The sequence below is a fragment of the Mesorhizobium sp. ES1-3 genome (assembly GCF_020164795.1).
In the GTDB taxonomy this organism is placed as follows: Bacteria; Pseudomonadota; Alphaproteobacteria; order Rhizobiales; family Rhizobiaceae; genus Mesorhizobium.
In genome coordinates this window covers 1-19,033 of record NZ_JAIUGW010000031.1, presented here as the reverse complement: position 1 = coordinate 19,033, position 19,033 = coordinate 1, and the positions used below count along the sequence as shown (strand labels likewise).

Here is a 19,033-nt window from a genome sequence, read left to right as displayed (position 1 = left end):
TCTGCACCGGCTCTAGTCGCATTTTTGCCGCGCGGTTGATATACGTCACCAGCTTTGCGAGAGGGAAGTGCAGTTTCATGGCGTTTCGTATATCAAGTGGTCGCTTTTTGGCGGGTCTTGCGCTCACGGGCTTTATGCTTGCCGCCGCTGGCTGCCAATCAGGCGACAATGGCATCCTGAACCTCGGTTTCGGCAAGAAGGACCCGACCGCGCCTTCGCCGCCACAGGATCCCAAGGTGCTGGCCAGCCAGCTGAACGCCTATTGCCCTGGGGTGACGGTGCGCGATGGCACCGCCTTCTTCAACACCTATGTCAACGAGGTCCAGAAGCCAAAACCGAAGCTCAAGAAGACCGGCGACGCGGCCGCGGATGCCGCGGCCCAGGCCGCGGCTGACGCCGCTGCTGCTACGCCGCCCGACGATTCGGCGAGAATCATTTATCAGGCGTCGATCAGCGATGTGACCCGCGATTGCAGCCGTGCCGACGGACAACTGACGATGAAGATCGCGGTTGCCGGCAAGATCGTACCGGGCCCGAAGTTCACGCCGGGCACCATCACCATGCCGATCCGCACCGCCGTCATGCATGGCACCGACGTACTTTATTCGCAGATCCACCAGTACCAGGTTCAGGTGACCGATCCCTCGGTCGCCACCCAGTTTGTCTTCACCGATTCCAATGTCGTCGTACCGGCGCCAACGGCCGCGGACTATCAGGCCTATGCCGGTTATGATGAAACCGCGCCCAAGGCGACGACCGACAAGCCGAAGCGCAAGAGGAAGAAAGCCACGGCAATGAACTGAACGAGCCCAGGCGACCGGCGGCAAGTTTGCCGAGGCGCATCGTCACATGCAGGGGACAACGGCGGCATCGCTGGCCGACCAAGACCCCCACGCAGTCAACCGAGCTACTCGGGCAGTCCCGCGCGTCGTAGTGCGCTTCCAAGAGCCTCCGCGAGCGCGGGCGCGCAATTCACGCCTGCGAACTGGCGGCTGTAGCGAAAGCCAGGCTGAAGCTCGAGCACGCGAGCGGCGGCCACCTTCGCTTCATCCAATCGGCCAAGGTTGGCCAGCGCGGCGGCCAATTGCACATAAGTGATACTATGCGCCGGGTTGGCTTGAACGGACTTGTAGGCCGCACGGCAAGCTTCTTCGTAACGACCGCGCAGCAAATGGCTCATTGCTTGAGCGTCAAATGCCGCCCAAGTCCACGAATCGAACGGGCTTAGCCGCATACCCTGCTCGCTCCATTCTATCGCGCGCTCGGCTTCGCCGCTCCATCCGAGGATGACGCTGCCAAGAATGTAGGTCAGCGCCGATGACGGGCTGATGGCGAGCGCGGCCTCCAATGCAGTAAATGCAGCGGCGCGATCGTGAGCATCCATTCCGATGGAAAAGCCGGCCCAGGTCAGAGCGAGCGCATCATCCTGTCCATGGACAATGGCAGACCGGGCGTGACGGATCGAAGATGCACGGTTGATTTCCTGCAAGCCGGCGCGAAGAAACAGGCAATGGTGGCACATCGCGGCATTGCCATGTGCCAGCGCATAAGTCGGCTCGAGTGCGATAGCGCGGTCAAGAAGCAGCAGCGCTCTGGTCACTTGCCTCGGCATGCCTGAATCGACGTCAGGCTGGGCTTGCAGCACGAGATCGTAGGCATCGAGGCTGTCAGGCCGCTTCCGCTTGACACGTTCGATTTCGGCTTTCCGCACGCTCGGCGCAATTGCGCCGACTGCTGACAGCGCAATCTCGTCTTGAAGCGCAAAGATGTCTTCGGAGCTGCGGTCGTAGCGCTCGGCCCATACATGCGCATCGGTCGATGCATCGATCATCTGCCCGGTAACACGCACATTACCGCCGGCCTTGCGCACACTGCCTTCGAGGACATAGCGAACGCCGAGCTCGCGACCGACCTGCTTCACGTCCACGACGCGACCCTTGTAGGTGAAGGTCGAGTTTCGTGCGATGACGAACAGCCACTTGATGCGTGCCAGGCCTGTGATGATGTCGTCCACCATTCCATCGGCGAAGTACTCCTGCTGCGGATCGCCGCTCAAGTTGGAGAACGGCAGGACCGCGATGGAAGGCTTCTCAGGCAAGGTCGGCGCCGACGCGGCGCGGACGGCTGCCGAGGCTTCAGGAACATCCCTGGTGACAGCCGGTCCGACATAGCGATAACCGCGGCGCGGCAATGTTTCGATCCAGCTGTCGACATTCGCCGTGTCGGCCAGGACGCGGCGCAAGGCTGCGATCTGAACCGTCAAATTGTTATCGGCAACCGCCAATCCGCCCCATCCGGCCTCGATCAGCGCGTCCTTGGATACGGGAACGCCCGCATTCTGGATCAGCAGGCGCAGCAGCGCGACGGCGCGTTGCCCAAGTATGGTCGGCTCACCCCAGCAAAAGAGAATGCCCACCTCCGGATCAAGGCGGAACGGGCCGAACTGGTAGAGGTCGCCCCTTACGGTCATCAGAGTCTTTTAGCAAATTTTTGGGAACGGATTCACGACTTTCCGCCACGAACGGCCGATGTTGCACAAATGCTTGTTAAAAGCATGCGCCCAGCCAAAGGAGGGTTATATGAGCGCCAATGCCTTCATCCGCAGGCCCGATGAGAAGAAGGGCGTCATGCTGCGTGGTCATCCCATGGCTTTCCTCGTAACCGGCGAGAATACCAGGCACACCAGCATGTTCGATTGGACGATCCCGCCGCAGTTCGCCACCGGGCGGCATGTGCACCGGGTGCAGGAGGAGACCTTCTACCTGCTCGACGGCGAGTGTGAGTGGCATTTCGGCGACGAGACGATCCGCGCGACGCCTGGAACCTTTCTGTTCATCCCGCCGGGGGTGCCACACAACATCACCAATGTCAGCGAGAAACCGGCTCGCGTGCTGATGACCGTTTCTCCGCCTGGCCATGAGCATTATTTCGAAGAGCTGGCCAGCCTCGCGGCGCAGGGGGCGCCGGATCCAAAAGCCCTCGCCGATCTGCGAAATCGCTACGACACCGACCAGCTCTCGACTTTGACGACACGCGCGTAGGCTCGTCACCAGACTTCGATGGCCGCTCCGGGCTTTTCTGAGTTCGGACCTTTCTTCCGCGAGCCGCCGGAGCGCTTCGGGAACGACACTGGCTAAGCAAGGGTCGGACGCGCTGGAAATCTTCGCGAGCAGAGTTTCCAGCGAGCCGCCCTAGAGCCGGATGATTTCAGGTCGAGTCGACCTGAAATCCGAACCGTCTCTAAATCAAAGAGATAGAGCATGATGTCGTCCGAAAACCGCTTCACACTTTTCGGCATCATGCTCTAGGCGTCTTCCGACCATTCCGACAGCGCCGCGATCACGCTTTTCAGCTCCGCCCAGCGGCGGATCACCGTTTCGGCGCCGGCCTCCGTCAGGGCATCGGCGTGGCCGGGATAGCTGTGGCTGGCGCCCGTAAAACCGATCACGCGCATGCCGGCGGCCTTGGCGCCGGTGACGCCATGCACGGAATCCTCGATGACGAAGGTGTTCGCCGGGTTGGCGGCGAGCTTTTCGGCGGCATGCAGGAACACGTCCGGAGCCGGCTTGGTCTTGCCGGTCGGCGTCTCCATCGCCGAGAAGATGCGCCCGGCGAAGAACGGCAGCAGATGCACCTTCTCCAGCATGAACTCGATCCGCTCCGAACGTGAATTGGAGCAGATGCAGCGCTGCGCCGTGACCGAGGCGACCGCTTCGCGCACACCCTCGATGGCACGCACGTCGCTGCGCAGTTTGCGGTCGACCAGTTCCTCGGCGCGATCGATCAGCGACACCTGGAACGGGATCTTGGACTTCTCCTCGATCCGCATCAGTATGTCCTTGAAGGTCAGGCCGGCGTAGGTCTCGGCAATTTCCTCCGCCGAGATTTCATATCCGGCCAGGGTGATCAATTCGGCCTCGACCCGCGCGGCGATGATTTCGGAATCGACGAGCACGCCGTCGCAATCGAAGATGACAAGGTCTGGCTGGGGCATGGTGATCCGGACGATGGAGGATGGAGGGATGGCCACTCAGGGTCCAAGCGGCGCGGCATACACCAATGACCGGGCCTTCGCAAATCTGGTGGCCATCCGCGCGCCTTCACCGAATATTTACGCTGATCGGTAACCATAACGGGGAGTAAACAGTAACGCGTGCATTGGGTGTAAAAATGTCAGCCGTGCGTCTTCTCGACGAGCTCTCCCACGCTCCTCAGCAATCCGAATGGCTGGACACCATCCTGAAAGGCGATTGCGTCGCGGCTCTTGACCGCCTGCCCGAAAAATCGATCGACGTTATTTTTGCCGATCCGCCCTACAATCTGCAGCTCGACGGCGATCTGCACCGTCCCGACCAGTCCAAGGTCGATGCGGTCGACGACGACTGGGACCAGTTCGAGAGTTTTGAAGCCTATGACGCCTTCACCCGCGCCTGGCTGCTGGCGGCGCGCCGCGTGCTGAAGCCCAATGGCACGATCTGGGTCATCGGCTCCTACCACAACATCTTCCGGGTCGGCGCCAAGATGCAGGATCTCGGCTTCTGGATTCTCAATGACGTGGTCTGGCGCAAGACCAACCCGATGCCGAATTTCCGCGGCCGCCGCTTCCAGAACGCGCATGAGACGATGATCTGGGCCTCGCGCGACCAGAAGGGCAAGGGCTATACCTTCAACTATGAAGCGCTGAAGGCATCGAACGACGATATCCAGATGCGCTCCGACTGGCTGTTTCCGATCTGCACCGGCGGCGAGCGCCTGAAGAACGACAATGGCGACAAGCTGCATCCGACGCAGAAGCCCGAGGCATTGCTCGCCCGCATCATGATGGCCTCGACCAAGCCGGGTGACGTCGTGCTCGACCCGTTCTTCGGCTCCGGCACGACGGGTGCCGTGGCCAAACGCCTCGGCCGCCACTTCGTCGGCATCGAGCGCGAGCAGGCTTATATCGACGCCGCCAATGCGCGCATCGATGCCGTGCGGCCGCTCGACGAAGCGGATCTCACCGTGCTTACCGGCAAACGCGCCGAGCCGCGCGTCGCCTTCATCAGCCTGATCGACACCGGGCTGGTGACGCCCGGCGCCACGCTCTATGACGCCAAGAAGCGCTGGGCCGCCAAGGTTCGCGCCGATGGCACGGTAGCGATCGGCGACAGCGCCGGCTCGATCCACAAGATCGGCGCCGAGGTGCAGGGGCTGGACGCCTGCAACGGCTGGACCTTCTGGCATTATGAGCGCAGCGGCGGGCTGACCCCGATCGACGAGTTGCGCCGCATTGCCCGTCTCGGCATGGAGCGGGCAGGGGGCTGACTCCCTGCCGCTTGCCTCATATTCGTTGATTCAAAATCTCAACGGATCGCTGCAAGCGATAGAGATCACGCATTGATTCCAAAGCGTTGAAAATCTGCTTGCAGCGTCCTGGCATCGGTGAACAGCACCGCTTGCCAGCCGGCGGCCTTGGCGCCGTCGACATTCTTCTGGCTGTCGTCGATGAACAGCGTCGCGGACGGCTCGAGGCCAAACGCTGCCACATGATGGTCGTAAATGCCGCGGTCCGGCTTGATCTTGCCGATCTCGCCGGAGATGGTGACGCCGCGCGGGCGATCCAGAAAATCGAAGCGTTCGCGCGCTTCGGCAAGCGTGTCGGAGGCAAAGTTGGTCAGCATGGTGACATCATGGCCGCTTTCGATCAGGCCGAGCATGATGGCGACGCTGTCGTCATAGGCGTGCGGAACCATCTCGTGCCAGTGGCGGCGGAAATTGCGGATGTTTTCGGCGTGCTCGGGGTGCTCCGCAACCAGTAGCGCCTCGGCCTCTTCCCATGTCCGGCCGCGATCCTGTTCGATGTTCCAGTCATGCGTGCAGACATTGTCGAAGAACCATTTTCGCTCTTCGGCATCGGGAATGAGGCGGCTGAACGGGATGTTCGGATCGTAGTGGATCAGCACGCGGCCGATGTCGAAAACGATGTGGCGGATTTCAGTCATGGGGCCTCTTTGTACTCAATGGCGACGGCTTTTTCGTCGCGCCGGGTATCGCAGCCTCGATTGCCTTTTTCATGACAGTGGGCAGCGCCTCGCCCGAAATCTCATGGGCGGGCGACCAGAAATACCCTGCCAGTGCATCACCTTTGATGTGGGCGCGAAAGACTTCGAGTTCGAGAGCAAAATGGGTGAAGACATGCGTGATGGTTCCAGCGTGCCGCCAGTCGCCGGGAAAAGGCGCCGCGGCTTGCGTCGTGGCTCCGTCGACCCGCGCTGTCCAGGCGGTGGTCGGCACTTCCGTCATGCCGCCGAGCAGCCCCTTTTCCGGTCGCTTGCGCAAAAGAATGGCGCCGTCCTCACGCGTGGCCACGAAAGCCGCGCCGCGCCGCAGCGGTTTGTCGGCTTTCGGCAGCCGCACCGGGAAATTCTCGGGGTTGCCTGTAATGACGGCGCTGCAGTCCTCGCGCAGCGGGCACAGCATGCAGCGCGGCCGGCGTGGCGTGCAGATCGTGGCGCCGAGATCCATCACCGCCTGGGCGAAGTCGCCGGGCCTTGTCGCCGGCACCATGCGCTCGACATGGGCCCGTATCTCGGCCTTGGCTTCGCTCAGCGGCGTCGTGATCGAAAACAGTCGTGAGATGACGCGTTCGACATTGCCGTCGACAACGGCGGAGGGACGGTCGAAGGCGATTGCCGTGATGGCCGCCGACGTATAGGCGCCGATCCCCGGCAATTCCCGGAGTCCGGTCTCGGTGTCGGGAAACCGGCCGCCGCGCGCCGCCACCAGATCGGCACAGGCCTTGAGATTGCGGGCGCGGGAGTAATAGCCGAGCCCCGCCCAGGCTTTCATCACATCCTCTGTCGGCGCCGCGGCCAGCGCTTCGACGTCGGGCCATTTCTCGACAAAGGCACGGAAATAGGATTTCACCGCTTCGACGGTGGTCTGCTGCAGCATCACCTCGGACAGCCAGATACGGTACGGGTCGGGCCGCACACCGCGTGCATGCTCGCGCGGGGTGATGCGCCACGGCAATTCGCGATGATGCGTGTCGTACCAGGCGAGCAGGTGTGACGCCGTATCGTCTGAGATGGCTTTGCTTGTCGGGGCCTTGTGGGTCTGGTCTGCTGGTGCCATTGATCTTGCGTTGGCCTGGCCGGTATCTGCTGGGTCGTGGCTGGAGAACGCACATGGCAGGGAAAAGGCCCTTCGGCAATCCCGTTCCGGTGAGCGATCTCGCCACCGAGATCCTCGACCCGGTGCTGCGCAGGCGGGCAGGCATATCGATCGGTCTCGTCCAGTCCTGGGAAGAGATTGCCGGACCGCGCCTGGCCATCCACTCGCGGCCCGAAAAGATCCAGTGGCCGCGCCGCCTTCACGAGGATGATCCGTTCGAGCCGGCCGTGCTGGTCATCGCCTGCGAAGGCATGGCCGCGCTTCATCTGCAGCACGAGACCGGCGAGATCATCAACCGGGTCAACGCCTTCCTCGGCTTTACCGCGATAGGCCGCATCAGGATCGTGCAGAAGCCGGTAAGCTCCGGAAAGGCCCGGCCCAGACCTGCCCTCAGGCCACTGAGCGCGGCGGAAAAGGCGAAATTGGCCGATACTGTCGGGCTGATCGAGGATGACGGGCTGCGCGCCTCGCTGGAAAGGCTGGGTGCGACCATTTTGGGCGGAAGGAAAGCCTAGTTCCGACTGGAAACAGTCATAGGTTTGTCGTTAATCTCGCGCTTTCGTGATCACCCTTGTCAGGTTTCGCGATTGGATTGGGGACAGGGATGCCTTAATTCGCGCCAACTCTCGCTTTTTCGTGCCATTGCATTGCAAAATTAACCCTTATCAGGTGATTCGTATGAGCCGTTCCCCGTTTGGTCAAAGCTTCTCTCGCAGAAACGTCCTGACTTCGCTGGCCGCCGTCCCGGCGGTGGCTCTGCTCGCCGCCTGCAGCGATTCCGGCGAACAGGCCAAGGCTGCGGATGTCAAGCCCGCGGACCCGGCAACGGCCGCAAAGCCGGCCAGCCCCGCCGCGGTCCAGGTGCCGGAGGCGCAAGGCACGGTGGATATGGCCGAATTGCTGAAGCCGGGTGCGCTGCCCGACAAGCAGCTCGGCAAGGATGACGCCAAGGTCACCATCGTCGAATACGCCTCGATGACCTGCCCGCACTGCGCGCATTTCGCCGAGACCACCTTCCCGGAATTGAAGAAGAAGTACATCGATACCGGCAAGGCCCGCTACATCCTGCGCGAATTCCCGTTCGATCCGAGCGCAGAAGCCGGTTTCATGCTGGCGCGCTGTGCCAAGGACAACTATTTCCCGATGGTCGATGTCCTGTTCAGGCAGCAGGCGAACTGGGTTGGCGTCTCCAACACCAAGGAGGCGCTGCTGCAAATCTCCAAGCTGGCCGGTTTTACACAGGAGTCCTTCGAGGCCTGCTTGACGGACCAGAAACTTCTGGACGATGTGAGATCGGTCCAGAAGCGTGGCGCCAATGAATTCAAGGTCGACTCGACACCGACCTTCTTCATCAACGGTAAGACCTACAAAGGGGCGATGTCGATTGAGGAAATGTCGGCCATCATCGACCCTCTGCTCTGACATCGGCTCAGCGGCGAAGCGGCAGCGCTCCGGCGCTGCTTGCCTCTCTATCTGTTCACGCGCCATGCGCCCTGCCGCAAAACCCCGGTACAGTTTTGCGGAACCGGTGTATGAGGCGCGTGAATGAAGTTTTCGCGCCTCCGCCTTCTTGGTTTCAAGTCCTTCGTCGAACCCGGCGAGTTCGTCATCGAACGCGGCCTGACCGGCATTGTCGGGCCGAACGGGTGCGGCAAGTCGAACCTCGTCGAGGCGCTGCGCTGGGTGATGGGCGAAAGCTCCTACAAGAACATGCGCGCGTCCGGCATGGACGACGTGATCTTTTCCGGTTCGGGCACGCGTCCCGCCCGCAACACCGCCGAAGTCACGCTGTTCCTCGACAACAGCGACCGCTCGGCTCCATCAGCCTTCAACGATGCCGACGAACTGCAGGTGTCGCGCCGCATCGAACGCGAGGCCGGCTCGCTCTATCGCATCAACGGCAAGGAAGCGCGCGCCAAGGACGTGCAGCTTCTGTTCGCCGACCAGTCGACCGGCGCGCGCTCGCCCTCGATGGTCGGGCAGGGCCGTATCGGCGAACTGATCCAGGCCAAGCCGCAGGCGCGCCGCGCGCTTCTCGAAGAGGCCGCCGGCATTTCCGGCCTGCACACCCGCCGCCACGAGGCGGAACTGCGGCTCAAGGCGGCCGAGCAGAACCTCGAACGCCTGGACGATGTCGTCGGAGAGCTGGAAAGCCAGATCGAAAGCCTGAAGCGCCAGGCGCGACAGGCTTCCCGCTTCAAGAACCTGTCCGCCGACATCCGCAAGGCCGAAGCCACGCTCTTGCATCTGCGCTGGACGCTGGCCAAGACGCAGGAAGGCGAGGCGCGTTCGGCGCTGGCTACGGCCACGGCGCTCGTCGGCGACCGCGCCGCCACGCAGATGAACGCGGCCAAGGAGCAGGGCATCTCCGCCCACCGCTTGCCCGACCTGCGCGACGCGGAAGCCGCGGCTGCCGCGGCCTTCCAGCGGCTGTCGATCGCCAGGTCGCAGATCGAGGAAGAAGCCGGCCGCATCCGCACCCGTCAGGCCGAACTCGAGCGCCGGTTGCAGCAGCTCGACGGCGATATCGCCCGCGAAGAGCGGATGGTGCGCGACAACGCCGACGTTCTCGAGCGCCTGCGCGCAGAAGAGGCCGCGCTGAACTCTGAAAACGCAGGCGCCGCGGAGCGCGAGGCCACGACCCGCGCGGCATTCGAACAGGCCGCCTCGACGCTTGCGCAAAGCGAAGCCAGGCTCGCCGCGCTGACCGCCGAGCGCGCCGAGGCTGCCGCCTCGCGCCATCAGATCGAACGGACTTTGCGCGAGACCGCGGAGCGGCGCGATCGCTTCGCCCGCCAGCTCGCCGATGTCGACCGCGAATTGTCGGACATCCTCGCAAAGGTGGCCGGCCTGCCGGATCCGGCCGAGAAACGGATCCTGGTCGAACAGGCGCTGGCATTGCTGGAAGAGTCGGAGGCCGCGGTGGCGCAGGCCGAGCAGTCGGTCATCGACGCTCGTGGCGCCGAAAGCGCCGCTCGTCCCCCGCTTCAGGACGCCAGGGCGGAACTGGCCGGGATCGAGACCGAAGCGCGTACGCTGGCCAAGATCCTGAACGCGGCCAGCGGTGATCTTTTCCCTTCCGTGCTGGAGCAGATCAGCGTCGAGCGCGGCTTCGAGACGGCTCTGGGAGCGGCCCTGGGCGAAGATCTCGACGTGCCGCTCGACCGCAGCGCACCGGCGCATTGGGGCGAAAGCGAAATCCAGCCCGGCGACGCCGCGCTTCCGGAAGGGATCAAGAGCCTGGCCAGCGTGGTACGCGCGCCGGCACAACTTGCCCGCCGTCTGGCGCAGATCGGTATCGTCGAGGCCGTTGACGGCCGCCGGTTGCAGGGGCTTCTGGCTCCCGGCCAGCGCCTGGTCAGTCGCGAGGGCGCGCTGTGGCGCTGGGACGGCCTGACCGCCAGCGCCGATGCACCGACCGCGGCGGCACAAAGGCTGGCGCAGAAGAACCGCCTTGCCGAACTCGACGCCGAAGCGGTGCAGGCGACGCTCGTCCTGCGCCAGGCCGAGGAAGCGTTGGCGCAGGCCGAGCAGGCGCTGCGCCAGGCAAGCGAAGCGGAGCGAACCACGCGCCAGGCCGGACGCGACGCCCAGCACCGGCTGGACGCCGCCCGCAATGCGCTGGCCGAGGCCGAAAAGGCCGGGGGTGAACTGTCGAGCCGGCGTGCCGCGCTGGACGAGGCGCGCGCCCGCATCGTCGACAGTCACGAGGAGACGTCGGCGGCTTTCGTCGAAGCCGAGATGTTGTTGCAGGACGCGCCGGATCTCGGCGATCTGCAATTGCAGCTCGAACAATCCTCGGCCAATGTCTCTCGCGACCGCGCCGCACTGGCTGACGCGCGCGCCGTCCATGAAGGCTTGCGGCGCGAAGCCGAGGCCCGCACGCGACGGCTGGACGCGATCGGCGCCGAGCGCAGCAACTGGCTGGTGCGCGCCGAAAACGCCTCGACACAGATCGCCTCGCTCGGCGAACGCAAGGCCGAGGCCGAGGCCGAGCGCGAACGGCTGGCCGACGCGCCCGACGAGATCGACGCCAAGCGTCGTGCGCTGCTGTCGCAGCTCACCGAAGCCGAGACCTTGCGCAAGGCGGCCGCCGACCGGCTGCAGGAGGCGGAGACCAGGCAGGCCGAACTGGACAAGGCGGCCACATCAGCCATCCAGTCGCTGGCCGAGGCGCGCGAAACCCGCGCCCGCGCCGAGGAACGGCTGACGGCGGCGGACGAACGCCGGCTGGAGGTCGAGGCGCGCATCCAGGAAACGCTGAACACGCCGCCGCATCTGGTCATCCGCCACACCGGCCTGGAAGCCGACGATCCGATGCCCGAGATGCCCGAGATCGAACGCCAGTTGGATCGGCTGAAGATCGAGCGCGAACGGCTCGGCGCCGTCAATTTGCGCGCCGAGGAAGAGCAGAAGGAGCTTTCCGAGCGCCTGGAGACCATCGTTTCCGAGCGCGAGGACATCATCGAGGCGATCCGCAAGCTCAGACAAGCGATCCAGAGCCTCAACCGCGAAGGCCGCGAGCGGCTGCTGGCCGCTTTCGATGTGGTGAACAGCCATTTCCAGCGGCTGTTCTCGCATCTGTTCGGTGGCGGCACGGCGGAATTGCAGCTGATCGAATCCGAGGATCCGCTGGAGGCGGGGCTTGAAATCCTGGCCCGTCCGCCCGGCAAGAAGCCGCAGACCATGACGCTGCTGTCGGGCGGCGAGCAGGCGCTGACGGCGATGTCGCTGATCTTTGCCGTGTTCCTGACCAATCCGGCGCCGATTTGCGTGCTCGACGAAGTCGACGCGCCGCTCGACGATCACAATGTCGAGCGCTTCTGCAATCTCATGGACGAGATGGCCAAGACCACCGAGACACGTTTCGTCATCATCACCCATAATCCCATCACCATGGCGCGCATGGACCGGCTGTTCGGGGTGACCATGGCCGAGCAGGGCGTCAGCCAGTTGGTCTCCGTCGACTTGCAGGCCGCGGAAGCGATGCGCGAGGCGAGCTGACGCCGAAAGCGCCGCCGCCCGTAGGAGCTGCGCGTTAGGCGTTGCGAAGGATCGTAGCGAAAGGATCGCGGGCGATAAGCCACGGATTGTGGCATCGACTTTCCCGATTATCGCAAAAGTCGCGGCAAAACCGAACCAGTCTTGGAGGGCGTCAGGCTGAAGCGCGTTGAATACGCGACAGTTCGAAACCGCCTTTGCCCGACAAGCTCTCTTCCGCCGGCCGGAACATGTCCTCGAAGTCGAGGTCCTCCTCGAAAACCACGCCCCCGACGGTCACGGCCAGGATCTCCTCGGCGCCCTGAGGGGCAAAATAGACCTGCGAGACATTGGCGCGGATACGCTCGCCAACCGTCTTGGCTTCGGCCTCGCTCGTTCCGGGAAGGAAGACGCCGAACATGGACGCGCCTATGCGGCCGACGACGTCTTGCGAGCGCACGCCGGACCGGATGGTCGAGGCTATGAGGCGCAAGGCCTCGTCGCCCCAGCTCAGGCCGAAGCGCAAATTGATGGCGTTCAGATGTTCAGGATGAATGACCAGGAAGGCGCCCGATCGCTCGCCTGGAACGGAAGGCTTGATCGCCCGTCTCTCGATCAGCGACGTGAAGACCCTGCCATTCAGGCAACCGGTCAGCGTATCGAAGGTGGCGGCCCTGTTGAGTTCCCGCCGATAACGACGGATCTCGACCAGCTTCAGGCCTATGAACACAAAAAGCGGCAGGCAGATCACCAGAGGCAAAACCGTTGCGGTGATCATGCTTCGCCCGAAAGGCGTCAGCATCTCGCTGAACAACATCAGGTAGTTCAGGGTCAGGGAGACGCACAAGCTGCCTATGGTTCCAAGGAACGCCAACCAGGCGACGTTCTTCCATTCGTGATGGGGCGGGACATCAGCTGCTGCGTTGCTCATCGTCGATCTCCGTTCGATCGCCAAGCATAAGACCGGCAAGTTACGATTTCGGTTTCGAAGAACAATACAATTTGACGCTTCGGGATAGATCGCCAAGCTGTTCTGAACAGAGGATGCAGCCCTTTGTGGCGAATCCGGTTGCTGCCGTCTATGGGGGGCCGAAGATTCCCATCTCCGCCGTCCTGGCTGTTGCTTCGGCCTTGCCATAGATGCCGCTCGGCAAGGCCAGCGCCCAGCCATTCGATACGAGCCAGGCGCCGACATCCTGTTTGCCCAGCCTGCAGGTCGCCGCGACAGGGAAGCGGTCGACCGTCGGAGGCACGAAACAGTTCAGCGCCCGCCCGCGCATCCAGTTGTTGAAAGCCGCGCGCGCCCGCTGCCCGCAAGGCCAAGCACTATCGTGAAACAGGCAGACCCGGTCGGCCTCGACGCTCTGGGTTCCGCTGATGAACAATTTCCGCCCCATGGAGTCGAAACCAGCCGACGACGTGGCCACCGGACGGTACAGCGATGTTTCCGGCCAATCCCTGGGCATCGATGGCTTGGGCTGTGAGGCGAGGCCGAGGTCGCCAAGGGGCAGACGAGGTTCCGCCCGCTCCATGTCGGATCCGTCGATCTGCGGCGGTGCGATGAGATCCTCGGCAATCTTGCGGGCTGAATTGACGACCGATCGAACCGGGTGTTGCGCGGCTTCATCGCTGACGCCAGGGGGTAGGTCGGTGACGGTCCGTTCGACAGGAAACAGGGTCGCTGCCTTGACCAGCAGCAGGATGCCGGCGAGAAGCTCGAGGCTTGCGACCGCGACCATCATGCGAAGGCGCGCCGTTTGTCCCATCAGGCCGACGCGCTCAATTCGCTAGAAGCTGGACGTCGATTTGGCAACCAGTTTGAGCGCACCTTTTTCAATCCGGTAAAACGGCATCGAGCGTTCGCTGGATCCATCCGCGCGGAACCTGAACAAACCGGTCGATCCGCGAAATCCACTCCGGTTCTCGAAAACCTGCCTGTTGAAACCGTTGGGTCCGGCAGCGCTCGCGATCCCCGCGGTCAGGGCAACCATGTCGTAGGCATAAGCGACATTGGTGTCGGCCTCGTAGTTGAAGGTTGCCTTGAAACGATCCGAAATCGGACCTGTTTCGTGTTGGTCGAGCGTCGCGATATAGGCGCCTTCGAAAAGTGGGCTGGTCGGATGCTCCAGCCAACGGTTCGTGCCAACCACGGAGGTCGATTTTCCAGGAATGCCCTTTGCCTTCAGGGCGATCAGGATTGGCGACGGATTGCTGTCGCCGCTGGCAACGACCACGGCATCGGGGGCGTCCACCAGCGAACCCATGTCCGCCACCGCCTTTGCTGCGCTGTCGGCGCTCGTATAGGGTATGGTGATCGCCAGTGCGGCTCCATACACGCTGAGGCTGTTGGCGACCCGCTTCTCGACGACATCGGCACTCGCGCCCGCCGGCACCAGCAGGACGAACTTCTTGCCGCCCTTGGCCGCGATCGCGCCGGCTCCCGCGGCCGCGCTGTCCGCCTCGCTGAGGCATACCGCATAGACGCCCGGGCCACCGGCAAAATTGTCCGCAAGAGCCAGGACCACCGGCCGGTTCGAGCCCGACAATTTCGCGACATGCTGCGCCGCCGCCAGTTCGGTCGGACCGATGACCACTTTCGCTCCCGACGTTATGGCCTTTACCGCAAGTTGCTGGGAGTAGGTCGCGTCTCCCCTCGTGTCCTCGATGGTAAGCGTCAGCAGCGGGTTGCCGAGGTCCGTCATCGCGAGCTTGGCGGCGTCGAGCATCTTTCTGCCGTTTTCCCCCTCGGATCCGGAGGCGGACAGCGGCAGCAGCATGGCGACTTTTGTGGGGCCGGTGCCGAGAGACTGCGTTGCCATGCTTGCGTTGGCGACAGCAACCGCAGCGGGCTGATTGGGGGCCTGGATGGCCGCGGGATCGAGCGCGTCGGACACCGCGCCTTTCGACTGGCAGCCGAGCAACGACATAGCCAGCACGGAAGCGACCACGCACGTTCGCAAGCTGTGGACCTGCCGGTCAGATTCCATTTTCTGCCAGCGCGCTTTGGCTCTTGCGGTCAGTTCATGTACTCGACCATGCGGTCGTGAAAACACTCGCACTTGTTGAGCGTGTCTTCGTCCTTGTAGTTGGTCTTCAGGTAGCCGTAAGCCATGCCGCAGGCGACCTTGGCTTCCGAAGCCCAGACGAAGACCGGCCGGGATGAATGGATCCATTCCGGGCTGTTGGCGACGGCGACCGACTCGTCCATCAGCTTCACGACCTGTTTCGTGAGGTCGACCGTGTTGTCGGTCAGCACGAGGTTGGACGTTCCAACGGTACGGCAATAATCGGCCGTCGGACCTTCGATGATGTCGGCGGCAAAGCCGGTCGATCCAGCCAAGAGCAGCGCCGTGGCCGAAACCAGCAATCTTGAACGAATTTTCATGTAAGCCCCTCTCTCCAATCCCCAATTCATATCTTGCTAATGCATAGCATGGCAGCACAACCCTGCATAAGTGCTAAATCGTGACATGCTGCTGCGTGTGTGTCGCGTCGTCATAGAGGATGTTGATCGTACCGGCTGCGGGTGCGTTCTGCAGTACGGCCACATCCACGAAGTTTGCCGCGTTGCCCGAGCCGCTGGTATCGACGCTTACTGTGCTGGTTGCGCTGTTGTAATGCACATAGTCGGCGATGTTGCCAGCCGGCGCCTTATCGAAAAGCGCCGTCAGGTCGATCTTATCCCCTTCGTTGCCGTGGTAGTCGACGATCAGATCCTTGATGTTCAGATTGTCGATCTTGAACGTGTCGGCCCCCGAAGTGCCGTCGATGGCCACGGACGGCTGCGTCGGGGCAACCAGCGAAGTATTGAGTTCCACCTCGACATAGTTGCCACTCGTGCCGTCGGCCATTTGGAAAGTGCCGTTGCCGGTCACGGTCTGCCCGTCGATTTCGCCGACAGCCGGGTGCGCTACTGTGCTGATGGAGACAATACCGTTGTCTGCGAGGTGCGACAATTCCCCGGCGTCGCTGATGCCGTTGGCATTGGCGTCGTTCCAGATCAGCAGGCTGCTGAACGCCGCGTCGTTGTGGTCGATCACGCCGTCGTGGTTGCTGTCGAGCGATGCCAAAGCGGCCGCGCCGCTGGCGAAGTTGCCACCGCCGAAATTCGGCGTGAACAGTTCGGTGCCGTCATTGATCTTGCCATCATGGTTGAGGTCGACAGCCAGCATGCCATCATGGGATGTGTTCCAGGCGAGCTGTTCCTTGGTGCCATCGCCGTTCATGTCGAACTGAACACCGTGGCTGACATCGGAGAAGGCGAAACCATTGTGGTTCAGGTCGAGAATGATGGGGTCGACGGATCCTCCGATGAGGGCGTTCAGGTTCGCTATGGTGACGTTCTGCAGATCGACCAGCGCACCGACTCCGGCATTCGTGGTTGTCTGAGTATAGACATAGGTGTGGTTTACCCCTGAGATCGTTGCCGTGAATGCGAGCGTCGCCCCGGCGTTGCCGATGTCTGTGCCCATGAGATACTGGACAGCCGCGGCGACGCCTGACGTTGTGGTGATAGCCAAGGGCGAGGCGCCGGCATCGGTTCCGAAGAAACTGGCGATGCCATTCGTGACCGAATGAGACTCAACCGTGTCTCCGCCGATCGTCAAGACGGAGTCACCTGCGCCGTCGACGAGGCCGGCTGTGGCAGCCACCAGCGCACCCGGCAGGGTCAGCTTGTCGGTGCCGGCGACGAAGTCGGTGATGATGTCATAGCCGGAAATCGTCCCCGCATTGCCAGATCCGCCTATGACGGGCGTCGACTCCCCAACCCCAATCACGAACGTGTCGGCGCCTCCTCCACCTGTCATCGTGTCCGCGCCCGCTCCGCCGATCAGGGTATCCTTTCCATCGAGGCCCGCGAGTGTATCGTTACCCTGTCCTCCGGATAGGATCGTATCGTGTCCATTGATGCCGGTTAGATGATCGTCGCCATCCTGGCCAAGCAAAATGGTCTTCGCCGCGGTCGCTACGAGATTGTCGACGCCGTTGGTGCCTTCAAGCGTTGTGGCGGTTGGGTACAGATGCGCGGTCACGCTGCCGGCCGATGTATCGCTGTCGCCATCCGTTCCCGTCACCGGGATCTTGATGTCGAACGGGTCAACCGCGTTGGCGGTAGCGAAACTGGCCGAACCAAGCTTGAAGGTTCCTGACGATGCCCCCGAGATCTCGACCGCGCTAAACGGGTCAGAACTGGCCGTGACGGTGAAGGTGTCGCCTTGGTCCAAACCATGAAGCGTGAAAGTGCCGTCGCCATTGTTCGTCAGCGTGGGCGCGGCGCCGCCAGAACCGTTCACAAAAGTCACCGTGATTCCTGCAGCCGTGGTTTCCCCCGAGCCGTCACCGACGAAAACCTTATCGTCGTCAGCATTTACGGCTCTGATGGTGATATCCACCACGCCATTTGCTTTGGTGATCCCCTGGGTGAAACTCGATACCTCGTAGTGAGTGGTATAGTTGGTTCCGGCGATGGTCCCGTTGGTCGATGCGTTCGTCACGAAGTCGAAACGGATTGTCTCCCCGTTTGTAATGCTCTGGCCGTTACCGACCCCGAAGTTTCCGGTGCTGGTATTGACGTTGTTGGAGCCATTTGCCGTCACCAACAAGTCGTTCGGCGTATCCGGGCTGGTGAGAGCTGTGAAAGCATTCACCTGGTTGTTGCCGCCCGTGGCTGTGGCGCCTGCCGTCGTAAATTGAGATCCGTTGAAGATCGTGCCATTCAAGACAAACGACCAGGTGTCGGTTGCCGGATTGAGTGTGGCGGTGAATCCGAGATCGTTGCCATTCGCCACCGACGATCTTCCCTCGATCGTGTGACCATCCGCGGAGACTTGATAGAACAGCTGCTCCCCGTTGAGGTAGACGTTCGCGCCGCTGACGTCTTGAACGGCGGCACCCGTCGTCACGTTGAACACAACATTTCCGACACCGTCTGCCCCCGCGCCCGGTGCAAAGTTGAGGTGTTCAGTCAGCGCGGTGTGCAATGAGTCCGGCAGACTGATGCTGTCGCCGGCGAAAGGCTGCGGAGTGTCGTCCAGAACCGTCAGGTTGACTGCGCCGGAGACATGATCACCGCTGGTGTCGGTTGCCACCACCTGAAGACCATTGATGGTGATGTTGCCAGAGCCGGCGGTATGCTGGAGCTGATCGGTCAGTGTGGCGGTGACCACAGGAGTCAACGAGCTATTGGCGCCGGCGCTGGTGTTCGATAGCGCTAGATAGATTGATGGTCCGAGGTTGGTGGCACCTTGCATCAGTGTGCCGACAAGCTCGCCCCCGCTGAGTGCCCAGCTGATCGAATATCCAGCGGCCAGACCGGAGACCGTCGGCGCTACCCAGTTCGGATCACCTGTTGGGTTGGCAAAGGCGACGGTGATCGCCTCGCCCGTCGTGGTGAACGTAATCCCGCTGATCGCTTGTGCCGATTCGCCAGGGCTGGTGGGGTTGGTCCCGGTCACCACGCCCGCGTGGAGGTCCGTGGCATCTTGGGTGGTGTCGAGAGCGGCTTCGTTCAACGACAGAGATGCAGTGCCGCCACCCCCGGGAACGGTATTGGTCTGCACGTTCACCGTCACAGTAGCGGTCGATGTGTCGCCGTCACCGTCCTTGATAGTGTAGGTGAACGAGTCCGATCCGACATAGATGCCTGTCGGCGTATAGGTGAATGTTCCGTCGTTGTTGTAAGTGACGGTGCCGTGCGCGCCGTTGGTGGTTGTTATCACCCCGGGGGTGGTTGTTGCGACGCCGTCGGCGCCGAAGACATCGTTACCCAGGAGGCCGGTCAGCACTGTAGGCGCGGTGATGGCTGGTGCCCAACTGTCATTATGGGCGGTCGGCACGTCGTCGACGATGTTGATGGTGAGGTTGCCGGCCGGGGCGGTGTCGCCGTCGGCGTCGGTGACGA

At 62.7% G+C, this 19,033-nt stretch carries 14 protein-coding genes and 1 pseudogene; 6 read left to right on the top strand and 9 right to left on the bottom strand.

What is annotated here, in order from left to right; translation table 11 throughout:
• The first annotated feature begins 77 nt into the window (after positions 1–77).
• Entirely contained in the window at positions 78–803 is a 726-nt protein-coding gene (locus LB536_RS28015) for a hypothetical protein (protein ID WP_224598258.1), read from the top strand.
• 104 nt (positions 804–907) lie between these two features.
• Here the strand turns inward: LB536_RS28015 and LB536_RS28010 are convergent, their stop codons facing one another.
• Positions 908–2,470, bottom strand: a complete 1,563-nt coding sequence (locus LB536_RS28010) for a winged helix-turn-helix domain-containing tetratricopeptide repeat protein (RefSeq protein ID WP_224598257.1) — start codon at positions 2,468–2,470, stop codon at positions 908–910.
• A 109-nt stretch (positions 2,471–2,579) separates the two neighbouring features.
• Here LB536_RS28010 and LB536_RS28005 point away from each other — a divergent pair, with 109 nt between their 5' ends.
• Complete coding sequence (locus LB536_RS28005) at positions 2,580–3,041, top strand: cupin domain-containing protein (protein WP_027142377.1); 462 nt, start codon at positions 2,580–2,582, stop codon at positions 3,039–3,041.
• A gap of 263 nt (positions 3,042–3,304) precedes the next feature.
• Here the strand turns inward: LB536_RS28005 and LB536_RS28000 are convergent, their stop codons facing one another.
• Positions 3,305–3,994, bottom strand: a complete 690-nt coding sequence (locus tag LB536_RS28000) for an HAD family hydrolase (RefSeq protein ID WP_140761118.1) — start codon at positions 3,992–3,994, stop codon at positions 3,305–3,307.
• A gap of 176 nt (positions 3,995–4,170) precedes the next feature.
• Between LB536_RS28000 and LB536_RS27995 the strand changes: the two genes are divergently transcribed.
• Positions 4,171–5,304, top strand: a complete 1,134-nt coding sequence (locus LB536_RS27995; protein ID WP_224598256.1) for a site-specific DNA-methyltransferase — start codon at positions 4,171–4,173, stop codon at positions 5,302–5,304.
• A 65-nt stretch (positions 5,305–5,369) separates the two neighbouring features.
• Here the strand turns inward: LB536_RS27995 and LB536_RS27990 are convergent, their stop codons facing one another.
• Both LB536_RS27990 and mutY read right to left on the bottom strand, forming a co-directional pair.
• The gene (locus LB536_RS27990; protein ID WP_224598255.1) at positions 5,370–5,981 is read right to left on the bottom strand and encodes an HAD family hydrolase; all 612 of its coding nucleotides are present in this window, start codon (positions 5,979–5,981) and stop codon (positions 5,370–5,372) included.
• Positions 5,974–7,113 carry an A/G-specific adenine glycosylase gene (gene mutY / locus LB536_RS27985; RefSeq protein ID WP_224598254.1) on the bottom strand — a complete coding sequence of 380 codons (1,140 nt, stop codon included), beginning with the start codon at positions 7,111–7,113 and terminating at the stop codon, positions 5,974–5,976. The genes LB536_RS27990 and mutY overlap by 8 nt, the downstream gene beginning before the upstream one ends.
• Before the next feature lie 53 nt (positions 7,114–7,166).
• Between mutY and LB536_RS27980 the strand changes: the two genes are divergently transcribed.
• The 3 genes from LB536_RS27980 (at position 7,167) to smc (ending at position 12,156) form a co-directional block, all read left to right on the top strand.
• Positions 7,167–7,667 carry a DUF721 domain-containing protein gene (locus LB536_RS27980; RefSeq protein ID WP_140811657.1) on the top strand — a complete coding sequence of 167 codons (501 nt, stop codon included), beginning with the start codon at positions 7,167–7,169 and terminating at the stop codon, positions 7,665–7,667.
• Positions 7,668–7,830: 163 nt separating this feature from the next.
• Positions 7,831–8,574 (top strand): DsbA family protein, encoded by a 744-nt coding sequence (locus LB536_RS27975; protein WP_140811656.1) that lies wholly within the window; start codon positions 7,831–7,833, stop codon positions 8,572–8,574.
• A gap of 123 nt (positions 8,575–8,697) precedes the next feature.
• Positions 8,698–12,156, top strand: coding sequence for a chromosome segregation protein SMC (gene smc / locus LB536_RS27970; protein WP_224598253.1), 3,459 nt, complete (start codon positions 8,698–8,700; stop codon positions 12,154–12,156).
• A 151-nt stretch (positions 12,157–12,307) separates the two neighbouring features.
• On the opposite strand, the gene LB536_RS27965 is transcribed toward smc, so the two are convergent.
• The 5 genes and pseudogenes from LB536_RS27965 to LB536_RS27945 form a co-directional block, all read right to left on the bottom strand.
• Positions 12,308–13,159: a GGDEF domain-containing protein gene (locus LB536_RS27965; protein WP_224598252.1), complete on the bottom strand. Its 852-nt coding sequence runs from the start codon at positions 13,157–13,159 to the stop codon at positions 12,308–12,310.
• A 52-nt stretch (positions 13,160–13,211) separates the two neighbouring features.
• A complete protein-coding gene (locus tag LB536_RS27960; RefSeq protein WP_224598250.1) occupies positions 13,212–13,874 on the bottom strand; it encodes a thermonuclease family protein in 663 nt (220 codons plus the stop codon).
• 1,101 nt (positions 13,875–14,975) lie between these two features.
• Positions 14,976–15,119 (bottom strand): annotated as a pseudogene (locus LB536_RS31385) (ABC transporter substrate-binding protein); the annotation flags it as partial.
• Between the two features lie 29 nt (positions 15,120–15,148).
• On the bottom strand, positions 15,149–15,517 hold the full coding sequence (locus LB536_RS27950) for a hypothetical protein (RefSeq protein ID WP_224598247.1): 369 nt from the start codon (positions 15,515–15,517) through the stop codon (positions 15,149–15,151).
• A gap of 73 nt (positions 15,518–15,590) precedes the next feature.
• A partial coding sequence (locus LB536_RS27945) for a beta strand repeat-containing protein (protein ID WP_224598244.1) occupies positions 15,591–19,033 on the bottom strand: 3,443 nt, incomplete at its 5' end.

Coding starts and splice junctions, on each gene's coding strand:
- LB536_RS28015 (WP_224598258.1), top strand. CDS start 78: ATGGCGTTTCGTATATCAAGTGGTCGCTTTTTGGCGGGTCTTGCGCTC.
- LB536_RS28010 (WP_224598257.1), bottom strand. CDS start 2,470: ATGACCGTAAGGGGCGACCTCTACCAGTTCGGCCCGTTCCGCCTTGAT.
- LB536_RS28005 (WP_027142377.1), top strand. CDS start 2,580: ATGAGCGCCAATGCCTTCATCCGCAGGCCCGATGAGAAGAAGGGCGTC.
- LB536_RS28000 (WP_140761118.1), bottom strand. CDS start 3,994: ATGCCCCAGCCAGACCTTGTCATCTTCGATTGCGACGGCGTGCTCGTC.
- LB536_RS27995 (WP_224598256.1), top strand. CDS start 4,171: ATGTCAGCCGTGCGTCTTCTCGACGAGCTCTCCCACGCTCCTCAGCAA.
- LB536_RS27990 (WP_224598255.1), bottom strand. CDS start 5,981: ATGACTGAAATCCGCCACATCGTTTTCGACATCGGCCGCGTGCTGATC.
- mutY (WP_224598254.1), bottom strand. CDS start 7,113: ATGGCACCAGCAGACCAGACCCACAAGGCCCCGACAAGCAAAGCCATC.
- LB536_RS27980 (WP_140811657.1), top strand. CDS start 7,167: ATGGCAGGGAAAAGGCCCTTCGGCAATCCCGTTCCGGTGAGCGATCTC.
- LB536_RS27975 (WP_140811656.1), top strand. CDS start 7,831: ATGAGCCGTTCCCCGTTTGGTCAAAGCTTCTCTCGCAGAAACGTCCTG.
- smc (WP_224598253.1), top strand. CDS start 8,698: ATGAAGTTTTCGCGCCTCCGCCTTCTTGGTTTCAAGTCCTTCGTCGAA.
- LB536_RS27960 (WP_224598250.1), bottom strand. CDS start 13,874: ATGATGGTCGCGGTCGCAAGCCTCGAGCTTCTCGCCGGCATCCTGCTG.
- LB536_RS27950 (WP_224598247.1), bottom strand. CDS start 15,517: ATGAAAATTCGTTCAAGATTGCTGGTTTCGGCCACGGCGCTGCTCTTG.